This window comes from Chromobacterium sp. INPA-IVC (genome assembly GCF_059047085.1).
In genome coordinates this window covers 1-16,671 of the sequence record NZ_JBTNLS010000002.1, presented here as the reverse complement: position 1 = coordinate 16,671, position 16,671 = coordinate 1, and the positions used below count along the sequence as shown (strand labels likewise).

19 protein-coding genes and 1 riboswitch are annotated in these 16,671 nt (G+C 64.8%); of the genes, 12 read left to right on the top strand and 7 right to left on the bottom strand.

All coding sequences use genetic code 11. From position 1 onward, the window contains the following. The first annotated feature begins 13 nt into the window (after window positions 1–13). Entirely contained in the window at window positions 14–892 is an 879-nt protein-coding gene (locus ACX17K_RS02945; RefSeq protein WP_493773621.1) for a LysR substrate-binding domain-containing protein, read from the top strand. 178 nt (window positions 893–1,070) lie between these two features. Next, window positions 1,071–1,943 carry a nitrilase-related carbon-nitrogen hydrolase gene (locus ACX17K_RS02940; RefSeq protein WP_493773620.1) on the top strand — a complete coding sequence of 291 codons (873 nt, stop codon included), beginning with the start codon at window positions 1,071–1,073 and terminating at the stop codon, window positions 1,941–1,943. On the opposite strand, the gene ACX17K_RS02935 is transcribed toward ACX17K_RS02940, so the two are convergent. After that, window positions 1,938–3,584 carry a Na/Pi cotransporter family protein gene (locus ACX17K_RS02935; protein ID WP_493773619.1) on the bottom strand — a complete coding sequence of 549 codons (1,647 nt, stop codon included), beginning with the start codon at window positions 3,582–3,584 and terminating at the stop codon, window positions 1,938–1,940. The two genes, ACX17K_RS02940 and ACX17K_RS02935, sit on opposite strands and share 6 nt — an antisense overlap. Before the next feature lie 452 nt (window positions 3,585–4,036). Beyond that, window positions 4,037–5,275, bottom strand: coding sequence for an NADH:flavin oxidoreductase/NADH oxidase family protein (locus ACX17K_RS02930; RefSeq protein ID WP_493773618.1), 1,239 nt, complete (start codon window positions 5,273–5,275; stop codon window positions 4,037–4,039). Between the two features lie 66 nt (window positions 5,276–5,341). Here ACX17K_RS02930 and ACX17K_RS02925 point away from each other — a divergent pair, with 66 nt between their 5' ends. The 7 genes from ACX17K_RS02925 to ACX17K_RS02895 all read left to right on the top strand — a co-directional run bounded on the left by ACX17K_RS02925 (window position 5,342) and on the right by ACX17K_RS02895 (window position 10,490). Continuing rightward, entirely contained in the window at window positions 5,342–6,364 is a 1,023-nt protein-coding gene (locus tag ACX17K_RS02925) for a type 1 glutamine amidotransferase domain-containing protein (protein WP_493773617.1), read from the top strand. A 51-nt stretch (window positions 6,365–6,415) separates the two neighbouring features. Continuing rightward, window positions 6,416–6,829: a MerR family transcriptional regulator gene (locus tag ACX17K_RS02920; RefSeq protein WP_493773616.1), complete on the top strand. Its 414-nt coding sequence runs from the start codon at window positions 6,416–6,418 to the stop codon at window positions 6,827–6,829. Between the two features lie 114 nt (window positions 6,830–6,943). Continuing rightward, complete coding sequence (locus ACX17K_RS02915) at window positions 6,944–7,267, top strand: PepSY domain-containing protein (protein ID WP_493773615.1); 324 nt, start codon at window positions 6,944–6,946, stop codon at window positions 7,265–7,267. A 25-nt stretch (window positions 7,268–7,292) separates the two neighbouring features. After that, a complete protein-coding gene (locus ACX17K_RS02910; protein ID WP_493773614.1) occupies window positions 7,293–7,889 on the top strand; it encodes an undecaprenyl-diphosphatase in 597 nt (198 codons plus the stop codon). Window positions 7,890–8,101: 212 nt separating this feature from the next. Next, entirely contained in the window at window positions 8,102–8,767 is a 666-nt protein-coding gene (locus tag ACX17K_RS02905) for a response regulator transcription factor (RefSeq protein ID WP_493773613.1), read from the top strand. Next, complete coding sequence (locus tag ACX17K_RS02900; protein WP_493773612.1) at window positions 8,743–10,089, top strand: ATP-binding protein; 1,347 nt, start codon at window positions 8,743–8,745, stop codon at window positions 10,087–10,089. The genes ACX17K_RS02905 and ACX17K_RS02900 overlap by 25 nt, the downstream gene beginning before the upstream one ends. A 110-nt stretch (window positions 10,090–10,199) precedes the next feature. Further along, complete coding sequence (locus tag ACX17K_RS02895) at window positions 10,200–10,490, top strand: hypothetical protein (RefSeq protein ID WP_493773611.1); 291 nt, start codon at window positions 10,200–10,202, stop codon at window positions 10,488–10,490. Between the two features lie 96 nt (window positions 10,491–10,586). On the opposite strand, the gene ACX17K_RS02890 is transcribed toward ACX17K_RS02895, so the two are convergent. Both ACX17K_RS02890 and ACX17K_RS02885 read right to left on the bottom strand, forming a co-directional pair. After that, window positions 10,587–11,327: a CbtA family protein gene (locus tag ACX17K_RS02890; protein WP_493773610.1), complete on the bottom strand. Its 741-nt coding sequence runs from the start codon at window positions 11,325–11,327 to the stop codon at window positions 10,587–10,589. Between the two features lie 15 nt (window positions 11,328–11,342). Continuing rightward, window positions 11,343–11,555: a CbtB domain-containing protein gene (locus tag ACX17K_RS02885; RefSeq protein ID WP_463088664.1), complete on the bottom strand. Its 213-nt coding sequence runs from the start codon at window positions 11,553–11,555 to the stop codon at window positions 11,343–11,345. A gap of 2 nt (window positions 11,556–11,557) precedes the next feature. Continuing rightward, a riboswitch (adenosylcobalamin (AdoCbl) riboswitch) is annotated at window positions 11,558–11,719 on the bottom strand. Between the two features lie 55 nt (window positions 11,720–11,774). Between ACX17K_RS02885 and ACX17K_RS02880 the strand changes: the two genes are divergently transcribed. The 3 genes from ACX17K_RS02880 to ACX17K_RS02870 are packed head-to-tail and all read left to right on the top strand — an operon-like array spanning window position 11,775 to window position 13,269. Continuing rightward, window positions 11,775–12,344: a histidine phosphatase family protein gene (locus ACX17K_RS02880; protein ID WP_493773609.1), complete on the top strand. Its 570-nt coding sequence runs from the start codon at window positions 11,775–11,777 to the stop codon at window positions 12,342–12,344. Between the two features lie 59 nt (window positions 12,345–12,403). Next, window positions 12,404–12,772: a hypothetical protein gene (locus tag ACX17K_RS02875; RefSeq protein ID WP_493773608.1), complete on the top strand. Its 369-nt coding sequence runs from the start codon at window positions 12,404–12,406 to the stop codon at window positions 12,770–12,772. 59 nt (window positions 12,773–12,831) lie between these two features. Continuing rightward, window positions 12,832–13,269 carry a DUF411 domain-containing protein gene (locus ACX17K_RS02870; RefSeq protein WP_493773607.1) on the top strand — a complete coding sequence of 146 codons (438 nt, stop codon included), beginning with the start codon at window positions 12,832–12,834 and terminating at the stop codon, window positions 13,267–13,269. A gap of 58 nt (window positions 13,270–13,327) precedes the next feature. Here the strand turns inward: ACX17K_RS02870 and ACX17K_RS02865 are convergent, their stop codons facing one another. The 3 genes from ACX17K_RS02865 to nadB all read right to left on the bottom strand — a co-directional run bounded on the left by ACX17K_RS02865 (window position 13,328) and on the right by nadB (window position 16,350). Next, entirely contained in the window at window positions 13,328–14,416 is a 1,089-nt protein-coding gene (locus tag ACX17K_RS02865) for a chitosanase (RefSeq protein ID WP_493773606.1), read from the bottom strand. 29 nt (window positions 14,417–14,445) lie between these two features. Next, window positions 14,446–14,628 carry a hypothetical protein gene (locus tag ACX17K_RS02860; RefSeq protein ID WP_493773605.1) on the bottom strand — a complete coding sequence of 61 codons (183 nt, stop codon included), beginning with the start codon at window positions 14,626–14,628 and terminating at the stop codon, window positions 14,446–14,448. 132 nt (window positions 14,629–14,760) lie between these two features. Beyond that, window positions 14,761–16,350 (bottom strand): L-aspartate oxidase, encoded by a 1,590-nt coding sequence (nadB, locus tag ACX17K_RS02855; protein ID WP_493773604.1) that lies wholly within the window; start codon window positions 16,348–16,350, stop codon window positions 14,761–14,763. Between the last annotated feature and the right edge of the window lie 321 nt (window positions 16,351–16,671).

Genomic DNA, 16,671 nt, shown 5'->3' with positions numbered 1-16,671 from the left:
TGAGTTCGGACGCATGGAATTACGCCATTTACGCTATTTCCTGGCGGTTGCCGACGAGGGCCATTTCGGTCGGGCCGCCGAAAAGCTGCATATCGTCCAGCCGGCCTTGAGCGCCCAGATCCGATCGTTGGAAGAGGAGCTGGGCGTGACCTTGTTCGTGCGCAGCACGCGCAAGGTGGAATTGTCCGACGCCGGACGGATTCTGCTGATCGAGGCGAGGCGCACGGTGGAGCAGGCCGAGCGCGCCAAGAGCGTGATGCGCCGCGCCGCGCGCGGCGAAACCGGCGTGGTGAGGATAGGTTTTGTCGGCAATGCCGTGGCGGCGGGACGTTTGTCGGATGATTTGCTGGCCTTCCATGCGGCCTGGCCGGATGTGGCGGTGGACTTGCATGAAATGGCGCCGGCGGCGCAGTTGGAAGCGATTCTGGCCGGGCGGCTGGATATCGGCTATTGCCCGCAGCTGGGCCATCTGCTGCCGGCCGGTTTGCAGGCCAGGCCGGCGGGTAGCTGGCACTGGGAGGTGGCGATGGGGGAGCGGCATCCCTTGGCCGCGCGCCGCTCATTGCGCGTCTCTGACTTGCAGGAGCAGCCGTTCATCGTTTATGCCGCCGATGGCGACGACGAGGGCCAATTGCCGATGTTGCGCCGGCTATTGGGCGGCGAGCCGCGCATCGCCTACAAGGTGGGCAGCACCATGTCGGTGCTGGCCTTGGCGGCGGCGGGTTTGGGCCTGGCCCTGGTGCCCGCGCCGGTGCGAAAAATGGCGGCGCCTAATCTCGTTTATCGCCGTCTGGCGGAGCGCTCGCCGCTGGTGTCGGAATTGGCGGCGATCAGCCGCGCGGGCGACGAATGGGGCGCGGCGCGGCGCTATCTGGACATGTTGAATGGCTGAGCATGCGCGGCGTCAGCCAAGGCAGCCTGGCCTCGTCCATTGCAATCGTTTTTGACGCCGGTTCGATGATGGCAATGCTTTTCATCGGAAAGCGGCCACCTCTGGAACATCGGCAAGGAATCTCGACTCCTATCCTGATCACTCAAGGATTCAACCCCATCCCATACTGGAAATCGCCATGCCGCATGCCGCTTTGCCCGCAGACAAACCTGCCCGCGCCGTAAGCATCGCCTGTTGCCAACTTGCGCCTGTGTTCGGCGATGTCTCCGGCAATATGCGCCGCAGCCGCGACGCGCTGATCCAGGCGTCGCGCCGGGGAGCGAAACTCGCCATCCTGCCGGAGCTGGCCAACACGGGTTACGTTTTTTCCAGTCGCGACGAAGCCTGGAGTCTTGCCGAAACGGCCGCCGGGCCATGCGTCAGCGAATGGCGCGAACTGGCCGCCGAGCTCGATCTCATCGTTGTCGCTGGCTTTTGCGAGGCGGATGGCGACGGGCTGCATAACAGCGCCGTGCTGCTCAGGCCGGATGGCGGCCAAACCTGCTATCGGAAAGCGCACCTGTGGGATGGCGAGAAGGCGATTTTCGATGCGGGGAGCCAGCCCCCGCCGGTGGTGGAGACGGCGATTGGACGGCTGGGCATGATGATCTGCTATGACCTGGAGATTCCGGAGTGGACGCGCCTGCCTGCGCTGGCCGGCGCGGATTTGCTCTGCGTCCCGGTCAATTGGCCGGCGCAGCCTCATCCGGAGGGCGAACGGCCAGCGGAAATGATCAAGGCGCAAGCCAACGCCGCATTCAACCATTTGCCTGTGGCGGTTTGCGACCGCGCCGGCATCGAGCGCGGCGTGGATTGGGCCGGTTGTTCGCTGATCACCGACGCCAAGGGCTACGCGTTGGCGCGCGCCAGCCGCCAAGACGGCGATTGCCAGCTGATTCTGGCAGAGCTTGACCTGGCCGCAAGCCGAAACAAATACATCAGCCCGCGCAATGATGTATTGGCGGACCGCCGGCCGGAGTTGTATCGCGCGCTGCTGGATCCCGCGCTATGACGTGGCCAGCCGATCCGTCGGCAACTCCCCGCGTTGTTCGAGCAGCGGGTAGGCTGTGCCGGTCAGATAGGAATCTATGCGTTTGAGGACGCGCAGGGTCTCCAGGTAAAGGTTGCCTGCGGCCAGATCGCGGGTGCTGCCTGCCCGGATCTGGTTGAACTGGCGCTCGGCGGCGTTCAGCTCCATCTCGCGCAGCCGCGCCTTCTCCTTCAACAGTTGATGCGCCGAGCTGGCGTCGCCGAACATCAATATGGTGACGGCCAAGTGCAGGTGGCCCAGCAAGCGGCCGAGCACTTCGTCGATGTCCGACAACTCTTCCTCCGACAGCGCCAGTTGTTGTTTGACCAGGCGGTTGGCGCAGGCCATCAGGTTTCGGTCCACCATCTCGCTGATATGCTGCAGCACGCTGGCGAAGTTGAGAATCTCGCCGATCCGGCGCAACTCCTCGTCGTCCAGCGAATAGGGGCTGAGCGCGGCGAGATAGCGCTGGATGGCGCCATGCAGCTGGCTCAATTGGTCGTCCATCGCGCGTATCTGGCTGACCCGGTTGCGGTCCACCTCGCGGAAAGCCGCTTGCGATTGGCGCAGCATCAGCGTCAGGACATCCGCCATGCGCAGCACTTCGCGCGCGGCGTTGGTCAAGGCCAGGGTGGGCGTGCCGAGCATCGCCGGGTCCAGGTACATCGGCTGCGAGGGTTCGTCCGGAGAGGCATGTGCGGGCAGCCATTTGACCAGCCAGCGGGATAGGCGGGGAAGCGTGCCGATGAACAGCATGGACATCGCCAGATTGAACAACAGATGAAAGTGCGCGGCTAGCCTGCCCGGATCCGGATCCACGCTCAGGATGGCGCGCTGGATGTCGTCCAGAAACGGCAAGGCCAGCAGGCAGCCGGCCAGCCGGTTGACCAGGTTGCCGACCGGCATCCGCAGCTGGGCGGGATCGTTGCGATTGCCTTCCAGCACCGGATTGAGCGCGCTGCCGAGATTGGCGCCCAACACCATGGCGACGGTGATGGTCGGCGACAGCACGCCGGCGCCGGCCAGGGACATGATGAACAGCATGGAGGCCACGCTGGAGTGGGCGGCCAGCGAGAACAAGGCGGCAAGCAGCAGGTTGAGCGTAGGGTCGCTGGTGATGTTCTCCAGCAGCAGGCGCAGCGTGCGCGACGCCTCGATAGGCTGAACCGTCTCCAGGATCAGGTGCAGCGCCAGCAGCATCAGGCCGAGGCCGATGCCGACCCGGCCCATGTCTCGGGTGCGGGTGCGCGCGCTGCGGCGGAAGGCGGTGACGCCGGCGAGGATCAGGATGGGAAAGGCCAGCGTGATGTTGAACGACAGCGCCTGCACGATCAGCGTGGTGCCGACATTGGCGCCGAGCATGACGGCCAGCGAAGGCGCCAGATCCACCATGCCGCCGGCGGCGAAGGAGCCGAGCATCAGGGCCGTGGCGGTGCTGCTTTGCAGCAAGGTGGTGATGCCGAGGCCGGAGAGAAAAGCCCGCAGCGGGGTGCGCAGGCTTTTGCCGAGAAATTGGCGAATCTGGCTGCCGAAGGCCCTCAGAATCCCGGTATGGACCATGTGGATGCCCCACATCAGCAGCGCGACTTCGCCAAACAAATCTATGAGTATTTGAGTTGCCATATGGCCCGGCCTCTTTGAGAAACGATGAAGCCCTTTGGGGCGGATATGCCCCGCGGGGATTCATGGCGGTTTGCCAAGCTCGTTTGCCAGTGGCTTTAACCCGGCGCGACGCCGGGAAAAGCCCGATATGGGCGCAGGCCTTTCACCCTGCGCGCGGCATTTCACCTTGCAGGCGGAAGCGGCCGGATTGATTGCTGTTTTATTGATCATAATCTGAAAGTTTTGCAGTTTCAGATAAAAGGTCTTTATTTTCTCCCTTGATAGAAATTGAAATGGCGACGAGAAACTATTGCGAATCCTGAGTCGATGGGTTCATCAAATCCCAATCAGCCATTTCAGTCTTTCATGCCGGCTGCGGCGGCGGTTTTCACGACGCGGCCGGTTTTGGATGGTTGCGTTGTTCGATGGCGGAGACGGTGGCGGCGAGGCGGTATTCTTCCCCGCCGCAATGCTCATGCCGAAGCGGATTGGCGCTGGATCCAGCGCCGGTAGCGTCCGGCCCGGATTTTGGCGTCCCACTGCTGCCGCAGCAGCGCCAAGGCCGGGGCGACATCGGGCCGGGTGCGTTTGCCCAGGCTGAGGCGGCGCAGCTGGTATTTCACCATCGCCATATAGCCGACCGAGGCCAGCATCTTGTTCTTCCATGGGATGGCGCGCAGCCGGGGCGCGGCCGACGCGTCGCTGCGCCAGGCCTTGGGCAGGTTGGGGTTGATCGCCAGCGCGGTGGCCATGCCGGCGACGGCGACGCCGCTGTTCAGCACCTGTTCGACGACCGGATAGCGGCGGATGCCGCCGGTCACCATGATGGGCATCTGCGCGACCGAGGCGATGTCCTGGGCGAACTCCAGGAAATAGGCTTCGCGGGCCAGGGTGCGGCCGTCGCGCGTCTGGCCGTGCATGGCCGGCGCTTCGTAGCTGCCGCCGGACAGCTCGATCAGGTCCACGCCCAGCGGGTTCAGCATGGCCACCACTTGCTTGGCGTCGTCGGCGCTGAAACCGCCGCGCTGGAAATCGGCCGAATTGATTTTCACCGACACGGCGAAGCCGGGGCCCGCGGCCTGGCGCACTTCGCGGACGATGTCCAGCAACAGGCGGGCGCGGTTTTCCAGGCTGCCGCCCCAGCGGTCGGCGCGCTGGTTGGTGATGGGCGACAGAAACTGGCTGATCAGGTAGCCATGCGCGGCGTGGATCTGCACGCCGGAAAAGCCGAACTGCTCCGCCAGCCGCGCGGTGTTGACGAAGCGGGTTTTCACGTCGGCGATATCGGCTTCGGACATCGCGCGCGGCGTGGCGAACTGTTTGGAGAAATTGCCCAGATCCATGGCCACAACGGATGGCGCGATGGTTTCCTGTCCCAGCGCGGCGGGCATCTGGCGGCCCGGATGGTTGATCTGCATCCAGATTTGCGCGCCTTGGGCGCGGGCGGCGGCGGACCACTTCTCAAAGCGTTCGCCGAATCGCACCGACTCCAGCACCACCCCGCCTGGGCCGGTCATTGCGCGCCGGTCCACCATGACGTTGCCGGTGATGATCAGCCCTGCGCCGCCTTCCGCCCAGGCGCGGTAGAGGCGGATCAGTTGTTCGGACGGCGCGTGGTCGCGGTCGGCCATGTTTTCCTCCATGGCGGCCTTGGCCAGGCGGTTCGGCAGCAGGCTGCCATTGGGCAGGGTGAGGGACGCGAAGGGATTCATCGTGGTCTCCAGGGTAGCGATGAGCGCACGATAGGATTAAAGCCAACTTTAAGGTCAAGTCTGTCGATGAAGAATTTCTCGCCGGCGCGCCGGAAGGCTGGTTTTGAGGTCAAGCGCTTGAGCGGGCGAGGAGCGGGACTGGGGAGCGTGGCATCAAGCGGGAAAGAGCTTGTTGACATTAAAGCTGGCTTTAATCTTAGCATGGTGCTTGGCGCGCATCTCAATGCTTATGGTATTTGTCCGGAAGGCAAAATGGCGCGATGTACTATCATGCAGAAGGTGTTGTCCGTGCCTATTTTCAACAAACCCGTTCTGGTCGCCATGTCCATGCCAATCATGCAAACCGCAGCAGCAGACGCCGCGCCCCTGGTCCAGGAACCTTCCGCCAGCGCCGGAAAGATCCTGATGGTCATGACCAATCATGACCGCTATCCGAGCCGAGCCGAGCGCACCGGATTGTGGCTCGCCGAGCTGACCCACGTTTACGATGCGCTGACAGAGGCCGGCTACGCCATCGATTTCGCCAGCCCGAACGGCGGCGCCGTGCCGCTGGATCCGCGCAGCCTGGGCTGGCCCCATGCCGATGCGGCTGCCAAGGCCCGCCTGAACGACCCGGCCTTCATGGCGCTGCTGCAATCGACCCGGGCGGTGGCCGACATCGACCCCGGCGCTTACCGCGCCATCTTCTACACCGGCGGCCATGGCACGATCTGGGATTTCCGCGGCAACGCCGATCTGAACCGGGTCGCCGAAAGCATCTACCGCGGCGGCGGCATCGTCTCGGCGGTGTGCCATGGCCTGGCGGGCCTGCTTGATCTCCGGACTGAAGAGGGCCGGCCGCTGCTGGAAGGCCGCCGCGTGACCGGCTTCTCCAATTTCGAGGAGGCGCTGTCCGGGGTGAAGGATCAGGTGCCCTATCAACTGCAAAGCGAGATGGAGGCCCGAGGAGGGCGCTACGAGAAGGCTGTCATGCCCTTCGGCAGCTTCGCGCTGACGGACGGCCGCCTCATCACCGGTCAGAATCCGCGTTCCAGCAAGGCGCTGGCCCAGGCCTTGCTGGCGGCGCTGCGCAATGCGCCAGCGCGGTAGGCCGGCCGCGGCGCCCGATGAGACTCAGGCAAGAGTTAGGTCTGGAGCGGCATGAAAATCGGTGAACTGGCCAAGCGCAGCGGCATGGCGGCCTCGGCGATCCGCTTTTATGAATCCAAGGGTTTGCTGAAGGCGGCCAGCCGCCAGGCGAACGGCTATCGCGACTATCCGCCCGAGACGGTGGCGGTGCTGTCCATCATTCGCGACGCGCAGCAAGCCGGCTTCACCCTGGATGAGATCCAGCAGATCCTGCCGGCGGATTTCCTGTCGTGGAAGCATGAGCAGCTGTTGTCAGCGCTCAGGCGCAAGCTTGAGGATATCGAGTCGCTGGAAGCGCGGCTGGCGCAGAGCAAGGCGCATATCCAGACGCTGATCCAGCTGATAGACGCCAAACCGGATGATATGGACTGCCAGGCCAATGCGGCCAGGGTGGTGGCAAGCATGGGCATGGCCGGCGATAAATAGGGCATGTCCCCGTCCGGTTTCGTCTGCCGGCTCTCCGGGTGCTTCTAAGCCTTCGCTAAGTTTGCTGTTTTATTCTCCGGTCCACGCGCTTCGAGCGTTACCTGGAGAAACCAGATGCACCGCTATTCCAAGCTTTCCTTTCTGGCCATCGTCGTTTTCACCTGCGGCGCGGCCGCCTATGCCGCGAGAAACGGCGCGGAGAGCGATGTCCTGGCCGCAAGCAAGGCCAGAATCCCGTTGACCCAGGCCATCATGGCCGCCGAGCGGCACGCCAACGGCAAAGCCATCCGCGCGGAGCGCGAACGCGCCGGCCTTGGCTGGGCGTATGCTGTGGCGGTGGCCAGCGGCGGCAAGGTGCTCGATGTCAGGGTCGATCCCGACTCGGGGACGGTGGTTTCGTCCCGGGAGGACAAGGCGGATCGCGATGAGCGGGACTGACGGCCTCATTCGCATGGCCAATGCCATGGAAGACCTTAATTTCGCGTTGTTCTCGTGGCTGAACGCGCCCGCGCTTCCGGCGCCGGCGATGCTGCATCTGGCAACGTTTTGCGCCGAATCCCTGATTTGGGCCGTTCCCGTCGGAATCGGACTGGCTTGGCTGCGCGGGGGAGAGTCTGTCCGCAGGGCCATGCAGGCGGCGGCGCTGGCCGGGTTGGCGGGGCTGTCGGCCAATCTGCTGATCGGCCTGGCCTGGCAGCATCCGCGGCCGTTCATGATCGGCCTCGGACATACCCTGATTCCGCATGCCGCGGATTCTTCCTTCCCCAGCGACCACCTGACGCTGTGGTGGTCCGCCGCCTTCAGCCTGTCGCTGCGGCCTGGCAGTCGCCGCGTCGGCTGGGCGCTGGCCGCGCTGGGTCTGCCCATGGCCTGGGCGCGCATTTATCTGGGCGTCCATTTTCCGCTGGACATGCTGGGCGCCGCCGCAACGGCGCTGACGGCGGCCTGGCTGACCGGGCCGCGAAATGAACGGCGTCTGGAGCCGATCCACCGCTTCGCGCAGCATGCGCGCCGCGCGCTGTTCGGCCGTTTCATCGCCGCCGGATGGCTACGCGCCTGAGCGCCGCGGGGGGATGGACAGGGCAAGCGCGCGGCTTGCCGCCGTGCCCGCCAGGCGGCGGAAGCCGCGTGAAGCCGAGACCGGCGCTGGATTGGCATATGCTGGACAAGGCGCTGGAGCGCATGGGGAAAGCGTTCAGCGCCTGCCCGATGGCCAGAGCGTTGGGTGGGGGCTGGCGCGAGTGAGATGGACGGGGATCGATGGAGAAGACGATGCGGGTATTGCTGATCGAGGATGATCCGATGATAGGCGAGGCGGTCCAGGCCGCGTTGCGGGACGAAGGCCAGGCGGTGGATTGGGTGCGGGACGGGCGTTCCGCGCAAACCGCGCTTGGATGCCAGAGCTATGACCTGGCCTTGCTTGACCTGGGCTTGCCGGGCAAGGACGGGCTGTCGGTGCTGGCCGCTATTCGCGCCGAGGGCAACGCGATCCCGCTCTTGGTCATTACCGCCCGCGACGGACTGGACGACCGCTTGCGCGCGCTGGACGGCGGCGCCGACGACTATCTGGTCAAACCGTTCGAGATGGCGGAGCTGCTGGCGCGCATGCGCGCCGTGCTGAGGCGGAAAGGCGGCAGCGCGACGCCGTTGCTGGGCAACGGCGTGGTGTTTCTGGACCCGGCCACGCGGATGGCGACGGTCGCCGACGGCTCGCCCATCCAGTTGTCCAACCGCGAATTCTCCTTGCTGCATGCGCTGTTGATACGTCCGGGCGCCATCCTGTCGCGCGGCAGCCTGGAAGACAGGATCTACGGCTGGGGCGAGGAGGTGGAAAGCAATGCGGTCGAGTTTCTGATCCACTCGCTGCGCCGCAAGCTGGGCAGCGAGGTCATCAAGAATGTCAGGGGGGCGGGATGGATGGTATCAAAAGGCGTTTGAACGAATCCGTGCAGCTGAGGCTGTCGTTCGCGCTGACTGCGGCCATCCTGGTTTTCGGGGTGGTCGCCGGGATTTTTTCTTTCGTCTCCGCTCTTGGCGAAGCGCACGAATTCCAGGACGACGTGCTGCGCCAGGTGGCTGCGCTGCTGGACAGGGAACGACTGCCGGCGGATTTTCCCGAAGGCGGCACGCCAGGCGGGAACGAGGAGTCCCGGGTGATCGTGCAGAGGCTGGGAAGCTGGAGGCCATCCATTCCCGGCGTCGATGCCGGCGGCGTGCTGAGGCTGGAGAAATCGTTGCCGGACGGTTTGCAGACGCTGGAGGCGGGCGGCGAAACCTTCCGCGTGCTGGTGCGGACGATGCGGGATGGGCAGCGCATCGCCTTCGCCCAGGAGGAGGGCTTTCGCGACGAGATCGCCCGGAATGGGGCGCTGCGCGCAGTGGCGCCTTTTCTGCTGCTGATTCCGCTGCTGCTGCTGATGGTGGCCAGGCTGGTGCGGAACATGTTCCAGCCGATCGCCGAGCTTTCCCAGGAGGTGGACCGGCGGGCGGAGCCGCAACTGCATCCCTTGGCGTCGGATGGCCTGCCGGTCGAGGTCAGGCCTTTCGTTCTCGCCATCAATCGCCTGCTGGAGCGCGTGGCGCGCTCGATGCAGGCCCAGCGGCGCTTCGTCGCGGATGCCGCCCATGAGCTGCGCTCTCCGCTTGCGGCGTTATCGTTGCAGGCGGAGCGGCTGGCCGACGCGGAGATGTCCGAGACCGCGAGGGAGCGGCTGTCCGCGCTGAGAGGGGGCATCGCGCGCGGCCGCGATCTGCTGGATCAGCTGCTGGCGTTGGCTCGGGCGCAATCGGCGGTGGAGCCGCCGTTGTCGCCGGTTTCGGTTTGGGACGTCTACCGCCGGGTGCTGGAAGACCTGATTCCCTTGGCCGAAGCCAAACATATCGACATCGGCGTGGAAGGTGAGCGCGATGCCAAGGTATGGGCGAACGAGCTGGACCTGTTCGCGCTGGTCAGGAACCTGGCGGACAACGCCATCCGCTATACGCCGGAGGGCGGCAGGGTGGATCTGGCGGTCGGCGAGGCGGACGGGCGGACGGTTCTGACGATAGACGATACCGGTCCCGGCATTCCAGAAGAGGAGAGGGAGCGGGTTTTCGATCCTTTCTATCGCAGTCTGGGCAGCGGCCAGCAGGGCGCGGGGTTGGGCTTGTCCATCGTCAGGACCATCGCGGAGCGGGTAGGCGCGAGGGTGAGCCTGTCTTGCCGGGGCGCGTCCGGCCTGCGGGTATCGGTCAGCATGCAGGCGGCGAGAGAAGAGTGAGGCGGGCTAAGTCTGGGCTAAGTCTGGGCTGCTAAGTTGAAATGGCATGATGCTGCGCGTGCGTCCCGCATCGCGCCGTTGCGCGTTCGAATCCTTTCGGGAGACACACCATGATGATCGCCTCTGTTTCCACCCAGGCCCCTCAAACACCTGCGGCCTCTCCGGCCGCATCGACGCAAGACGCCGCGCCGTCCGCCGCATCCGCGCCGCCATCTCAAGCTCAAATCCAGGCGCAGGCTGCCCCGCCTGTGGTGCAGGACAAAGTGACTATCAGCAATGCGGCGCGGGTTTTGCAGGAGGCTGCGGAAACCGTGGCCCAAACCGCCAAGGAGGCGCAGCACGGAGACCGGCAGGCTCAGCATAAGCTGGCGGCGGAAGAGGCGAGGCGGGCCGCGCATTGATTCGCCCGCCGGGTTGGTGGCGCGGAGCTGTCCGAGCGGGCGCTGAAACAAAACACCCTCGCCGGAGCGAGGGTGTCGAAGCAGGGGGGCTTGCGCTCAGTTGACCTGGAAGGCGCCGCGGCGATCCTCCAGCAGCCGTTCTCCAAAGTGGCCGAACAGCAGGCCGAGGCCGGTCCACAAGATCGCCTGGATGCCGAATGACGCCATCCGGAAGCGCCATAGCAGCACGGCGGAGAATTGTTCGGGAATCTCGTTCACCTCCGGCAGCAGCAGCTGGACGATCGCCACCAACAGGATGAAGACGGCGGCGGCGATCAGCGTCGCGTTCCAGGCGCCGAAACGGGAGATCAGCTTGCGCGCCAGGAACACGGCGACGGCCAGCGCGGCCAGCGACGCGGCTATCATCGCGAAGAACAGCGCGGTGCGGGAGTCGATGGTGCCGGGGTCGCCCACCGATGGCGGATTGGGCGGGTATTTGAGGAAGGGCACCAGCGCGAACGAAATGAAGCCTAGCAAAGCCATCAGCGCGGACATCGCGCGGGCGCGCAAGGCGCCGATGCGGCCGTAGGCGAAGGCGAAGGCCAGCGCGAACAGGCCGCCGACGGCGGTGCCGAACACGCCGACGCCGACGAACAGGCCGATGCCGGACTGCACGCCTCGGCTGACCAGCTCCGGCGTTTCGTCAGGGTGGCCGCCGTTCTTTACCAACTCCATTTTTTCTTCGAAGGCGATCGCGCGATCCACCTGGGGCTCGCCGACGACCTTGGCGAAGCCGAAGGCCAGCAGGCTGGCCAGAAAGCCCGCGATCATGCCGCGGGTCAGCAGACTTCTGATCATGATGGAGCCTTCGCGTCAGTGGCAGGGGAAGCCCAGCAGGTGCCGGCCGTCGTGGACGAACTCGTGCACATACATGCTGTTGAAGATGGCGGCGGCGCCTTCTTCCACGCCGACGAAGTAGATCGCCAGCAGCATCAGAATGCTGCCGAAGACTGCCCAGGGCAGCAGTTCGCGAATGGGGAGGGACACGGGCTGGATAGCCGGCGCCATGACGGGGCTTGCATGCATGAGATATCTCCTTGAGGATGACGCGTCCTGAAACGGATGGTTGGCTGGATGCGAAGGCCTGACTTTTCATGCCTGTCCGCATGGCGGATCAGGCTGATACACAGTGGCGCGACCGTGCCGGATTCGCACCGGCTTCCTCGCATCGAGACGATGTGGATTCTAGAGAGCCGAGAGAAAATGTCAAAGAACTTCAGGGCGTTTTGACGGAGAGCCAAAAGCATGACGAGCCGTATCACCCTGCTGTGCGTGCCGGCGAGCCGCGCGCTGCGCGCCGGCCATTTTCCGGCGGACGATCCCTTGGGGCCGGAAGCGCTGGAACGCGCGGCGGGCCTGGCCGACTCGCTGGGCCTGGCCGACCTGGTGCTTCGCAGCCCGGAGCGGTGCGCCCGGCAGACTGCCGACGCGCTGGGCCGCGCGGCGGAGGCGGAAACCGCGTTGCGGGAGGCGGAGTATGGCCGTTGGCGCGGCCTGTCTCTGAAGGCGGTCGCGGCGGCGGAGCCGGAGGCCTTGAGCGCATGGTTGTCTGACCTTGAATGTCCGGCGCCTGAAGGGGAGTCGCTGCAGGCGATGGTCGAGCGCGTCGGCCATTGGTTCGAACATTTTGGCTGGCCGGCCGGCCACGCCCTGGTCATCGCCCACGGCAGCGTCATCAAGGCGATTCTGTTGCGGGCGCTGAATTTGCCGCCGCAGGCGTATAGGCAGATCGACATCGCGCCGCTGGCCCGGATCGAATTGTCCCGGCGCCAGGATCTGTGGCGCTTGCGCTTGGGGAGCGATGACTCCGCATGATGGGGACAGGTTTGATCTTTGTGCGCTTGCCTGGCCGGCCGGCATGGTATCGTCGCGGAATGAAAGCCTTGCGCCGCGCTCTGTTGCTGATCTTGCTGCAGCTGTCCCTCTTTGCCGGAGGGACGGCGGCGGCGCATGCGCCGTTGACGGGCATGGCGTCGCCCGAGGCGTGCGCGGCGATGAGCGCGTCGCGTGATTGCGCCGGGATGGCCGCCAAGCCATCCGCGAAGCATGCGGCGATGAATGGCGCGGCGGCCTGCGGTTCGGTCGCTTGCGCGCAGGCCTGCCTGCCGCTGTTTATCAAAGCTTCTCTGCCCGAGATGGTTGTTTTGCCTTCCCGCAGCGTAAGAGTGGCGACGCAGCCTGTTTTGTCCCCTGGACCGGTCCCGCCGCCGCCGCTGCGCCCTCCCTTGTTTGTCCTGGTTTGAGCTTTTCCGCGCGCCGTCGAGCGCGCGATCGATCCGGACATTTAAACCAGGAGGGCACCATGCCCCAGTTGCGTCATTTTCTGTTTACGGCCGTCTTGGCCGCCGCCAGCGCGTCCGCGTTGGCCGCCGTTCCCGTCACTGTTTACAAGAGCCCGAGCTGCGGCTGCTGCGAGGCTTACATCGCTTATCTGAAACAGAACGGTTTTGCCGTTTCCGCCGTCAATCGCGACGATATGCAGCAGGTGAAAAGCCAGCTCGGCGTGACGCCGGGCATGGGCAGCTGCCACACCGCCAAGGTTGGCCGCTACGTGGTGGAAGGCCATGTGCCGGCGGCCGCCATCAAGCGGCTGCTGGCCGGCAATAGCAAGCTGGTCGGCATCGCGGTGCCCGGCATGCCGCTGAATTCACCAGGGATGGGCGAGACCAAGCCCGGCACGCTGCCGGTGTATGCGATGTCGGCGGATCAGAAGACTGGGGTGCTGTACGGCCGCTTCTAAGCGTTGAAACGAAAACCGCGCGCGCCGGTTTCGATGGCGCGCGCGGTTCGGCCTATCCTTACTTCATTTCCCAGTCGGTCACTTTCTGCACCGCCGCGTCGGCGTTTTTCAGATCGGTCTCGCCCTGGTTCAACAGCGTGCTCCATTGCTTGACGCGGTTCTTGCCGTTGGGCGGCTGGTTGTAGTGGTTGGTGTCGACGATCTTGCTGCGCTGAGCGTAGAAGGCGGTCATGAAGGTTTTTTCGTCGCTGCTGTTGCCGGAGCGGGACAGCAGGCCCTGCAGCGTGCCGGAATCGCCGGCGGCGCCCTGGTTCAGCGCGGTGTCGACGAAGGAGCCTATGGTCAGCGCGCTGGAGAAGCCGCGCTGGCGGGCCTGCTGCACGCTGTACTGGATGTATACCTTGTAGAAAGTGTTCCACATCGCGTCGCGCCAGGCGGGATTGTTCTGCAGGCCGCCTATCTTGTCGCAGAACACCTTGGCGCTGTCGCTGATCTTCAGGATCTTGCCCTGCATGCTGCCGTGCACGCCGGCGCGGGCCAGGCCGCCGGCGATGGACGGATTGGATGCGCCGCTGGAGGCGTCGAACTCCTTGAACAGCGTCGGGCCATCCGGGCCTTCGTCATTGGAGCCGCCGGTGGTGGCGCCGAAAATCCCTATCGTATAGCCGCGCTTGTCCTTGATGTCCTCGCAGTAGCCGTAGTATTTGGTCCATTCCAGAGAATCCTGCTCCGGCTTGTTGACCAGTTTCATGATGTTGCCCCACTGCTCGCCGTCCAGGCCGGTGTTGGCCTTCAGGAATTTCAGCGTGTTGGGCGGGAAGTTGGCGTCGTGGTCGGCGGCTTTGGCTTTGGCTTGGGCCGCGGGGCGACAGCGCTTGCCGGACTGCCAGGCCTGGCCCTGTTCCGGCGCGTTGCCCTGGGTCCAGAAGGCGGCGGTGTAGTTGACGCCGCCGCGGCTGGCGACGCTGCCGGCGGCATAGGGCGCGGCGGGGCTCCAGGCTGCGGCGCAATCGGGCTGGCGGCTTGCTTGTTTCTCGGCGCTGCCGGCTGTGGAGCCTTGGGCGGCCGCGGAGCCGGCGGCGGCGAGGAGGGCGAGCCCGGCCAGGATGGCTGATGGGAGGGCAAAGCGGTTTGCTGCGTATTTCATGAGTCTTCTTCCTGTTTAGATGGTGGTGCTTAACAGACGCTTTCTGATGAAACAGCGAGAATGGTGCGCGGCTCGCGCGAGGCGTTGAGCGGTTCGAGAAATGCCGCGCGCTGGCGAGCGGCATTGTCATCTGCTGCGCCGCCGTAGCTGGCTTGGCCCGATGGTGCAGACGCCTTGCGCAGCGGCATGCAGCGGGTAGCGCGCGGGGTCATGATAAGCTCGAATAACTCAAATTGAGTTATTTATCATTCAAAAAATGCCAATGTGTTGTTTTGATGTCTGTACGAGTTTGAGAGACATGAAAAAAGCCGCCTGCCGGCGGCTTCTGGATGGAGCGGGAACGATCAGTCGCCGCGCGGGGCGTCGGGCGTCAGCACGGTTTCCGCCGCTTCGGGCAGCAGGTCCGGATAGTCGCGGCTGTAATGCAAGCCGCGGCTTTCCTTGCGCAGCAGCGCGGAGCGGACGATCAGTTCGGCGGTCTGCACTAGATTGCGCAGTTCGATCAGGTCATTGCTGACGTGGAAGTTGCTGTAATACTCGTCGATCTCGCCTCTGAGCAGGTCGATGCGGTGCAGCGCGCGCTCCAGCCGTTTGTTGGTGCGGACGATGCCGACGTAGTCCCACATCGCGCGGCGCAGCTCTTCCCAGTTGTGCGAGATCACCACTTCTTCATCCGGGTCGGTGACGCGGCTATCGTCCCAGGCCGGAATCGCCGGCAATTTGATGGCCTCCTGCGCCTGGATGTCGGCTGCCGCCGCCTTGCCTATCACCAGGCACTCCAGCAGCGAGTTGCTGGCCAGGCGGTTGGCGCCGTGCAGGCCGGTATGGGCCACTTCGCCCACCGCGTACAGGCCGGCCACGTCGGTGCGGCCGGCGAGGTCGGTGACGATGCCGCCGCAGGTGAAATGCACCGCCGGCACCACCGGTATCGGCTGCTGGGTGATGTCTATGCCCAGCTCCAGGCAGTGGGCGTAGATATTGGGGAAGTGTTCCTTGATGAATTGCGCCGGCTTATAAGAGATGTCCAGATAGACGCAGTCCAGGCCGTGCTTCTTCATTTCGAAGTCGATGGCGCGGGCCACCACGTCGCGAGGGGCCAGCTCGCCGCGCGGGTCGTGCTGCGGCATGAAGCGGGTGCCGTCCGGCAGCTTCAGAATGCCGCCTTCGCCGCGCACGGCTTCGGTGATCAAGAAGGATTTGGAATGCGGGTGGTAGAGGCAGGTCGGATGGAACTGCATGAATTCCATATTGCCGACGCGGCAGCCTGCGCGCCAGCCCATCGCGATGCCGTCGCCGGTGGCGGTATCCGGATTGGTGGTATAGAGGTAGACCTTGCCCGCGCCGCCGGATGCCAGGATGGTGTGCTGGGCGGCGATGGTGACGACTTCGTCGCTGTTCTTGTCCAGCGCGTATACGCCATAGGCGCGCTTGCCGTCCTGGCCCAGCTTCTGCGAAGTGATCAGGTCTATCGCTATATAGTGCTCCAGCTCGGTGATGTTCGGGTGCGCCTTGATCTTCTGGCCCAGCGTGGTGGTCACCGCGGCGCCGGTAGCGTCGGCGGCGTGGATGATGCGGCGGTGGCTGTGGCCGCCTTCGCGCGTCAGGTGGTAGCCGGTCTGATGCTCGTCGTCGCGGGTGAAAGGCACGCCCAGCTCGATCAGCCAGTCGATCGCTTCTTTAGAGTGTTCGACGATGAAGCGGGTGGTGTCTTCATTGCACAGCCCGGCGCCGGCGATCAGCGTGTCGCGAATGTGATCCTCCACCGAGTCGTCGGTATCCAGCACGGCGGCGATGCCGCCTTGGGCATAGGTGGAGCTGCCTTCCAGCAGATCGCGTTTGGTGATCAGGCCCACCTTGCGTTTTTCCGCCAGGTGCAGCGCCAGCGTCATGCCGGCCAGGCCGCTGCCGATAATCAGAACATCAAATTTGAGCATATATAGAGTGTCCACGGCAGGCACATCGCGTGCCAAACGCATGGGAGCGTAGCAGAATCGCCTGCCGGCGCGTAGCCGCCGCCGCATTTCCGGCGGCCAGCCGGGCCCGACTGTGGCGGTTTTCTTGCTGCAAGGGCCGTGGGCCTGAAATTCTTTTCCGCCGCTTTTCTTGCAAATCAACGCTTTGCGCGCACGGGTCGAAGAAAGTTCATTTTTTCTCGCAAAAGGTGTTGACGGGTGTGGGGCCCGGGCGTATAGTTCGCCTCCTCAGCTGACGCAGCGAACGAAACAGCGGAAACGAAACGGTTCCGGTGAAGACGA

What these genes read in the sequence shown, in the direction of transcription:
- ACX17K_RS02945 (WP_493773621.1), top strand. Translation starts at nt 14, where the DNA reads ATGGAATTACGCCATTTACGCTATTTCCTGGCGGTTGCCGACGAGGGC.
- ACX17K_RS02940 (WP_493773620.1), top strand. Translation starts at nt 1,071, where the DNA reads ATGCCGCATGCCGCTTTGCCCGCAGACAAACCTGCCCGCGCCGTAAGC.
- ACX17K_RS02935 (WP_493773619.1), bottom strand. Translation starts at nt 3,584, where the DNA reads ATGGCAACTCAAATACTCATAGATTTGTTTGGCGAAGTCGCGCTGCTG.
- ACX17K_RS02930 (WP_493773618.1), bottom strand. Translation starts at nt 5,275, where the DNA reads ATGAATCCCTTCGCGTCCCTCACCCTGCCCAATGGCAGCCTGCTGCCG.
- ACX17K_RS02925 (WP_493773617.1), top strand. Translation starts at nt 5,342, where the DNA reads ATGAAGAATTTCTCGCCGGCGCGCCGGAAGGCTGGTTTTGAGGTCAAG.
- ACX17K_RS02920 (WP_493773616.1), top strand. Translation starts at nt 6,416, where the DNA reads ATGAAAATCGGTGAACTGGCCAAGCGCAGCGGCATGGCGGCCTCGGCG.
- ACX17K_RS02915 (WP_493773615.1), top strand. Translation starts at nt 6,944, where the DNA reads ATGCACCGCTATTCCAAGCTTTCCTTTCTGGCCATCGTCGTTTTCACC.
- ACX17K_RS02910 (WP_493773614.1), top strand. Translation starts at nt 7,293, where the DNA reads ATGGAAGACCTTAATTTCGCGTTGTTCTCGTGGCTGAACGCGCCCGCG.
- ACX17K_RS02905 (WP_493773613.1), top strand. Translation starts at nt 8,102, where the DNA reads ATGCGGGTATTGCTGATCGAGGATGATCCGATGATAGGCGAGGCGGTC.
- ACX17K_RS02900 (WP_493773612.1), top strand. Translation starts at nt 8,743, where the DNA reads ATGGATGGTATCAAAAGGCGTTTGAACGAATCCGTGCAGCTGAGGCTG.
- ACX17K_RS02895 (WP_493773611.1), top strand. Translation starts at nt 10,200, where the DNA reads ATGATGATCGCCTCTGTTTCCACCCAGGCCCCTCAAACACCTGCGGCC.
- ACX17K_RS02890 (WP_493773610.1), bottom strand. Translation starts at nt 11,327, where the DNA reads ATGATCAGAAGTCTGCTGACCCGCGGCATGATCGCGGGCTTTCTGGCC.
- ACX17K_RS02885 (WP_463088664.1), bottom strand. Translation starts at nt 11,555, where the DNA reads ATGCATGCAAGCCCCGTCATGGCGCCGGCTATCCAGCCCGTGTCCCTC.
- ACX17K_RS02880 (WP_493773609.1), top strand. Translation starts at nt 11,775, where the DNA reads ATGACGAGCCGTATCACCCTGCTGTGCGTGCCGGCGAGCCGCGCGCTG.
- ACX17K_RS02875 (WP_493773608.1), top strand. Translation starts at nt 12,404, where the DNA reads ATGAAAGCCTTGCGCCGCGCTCTGTTGCTGATCTTGCTGCAGCTGTCC.
- ACX17K_RS02870 (WP_493773607.1), top strand. Translation starts at nt 12,832, where the DNA reads ATGCCCCAGTTGCGTCATTTTCTGTTTACGGCCGTCTTGGCCGCCGCC.
- ACX17K_RS02865 (WP_493773606.1), bottom strand. Translation starts at nt 14,416, where the DNA reads ATGAAATACGCAGCAAACCGCTTTGCCCTCCCATCAGCCATCCTGGCC.
- ACX17K_RS02860 (WP_493773605.1), bottom strand. Translation starts at nt 14,628, where the DNA reads ATGACCCCGCGCGCTACCCGCTGCATGCCGCTGCGCAAGGCGTCTGCA.
- nadB (WP_493773604.1), bottom strand. Translation starts at nt 16,350, where the DNA reads ATGCTCAAATTTGATGTTCTGATTATCGGCAGCGGCCTGGCCGGCATG.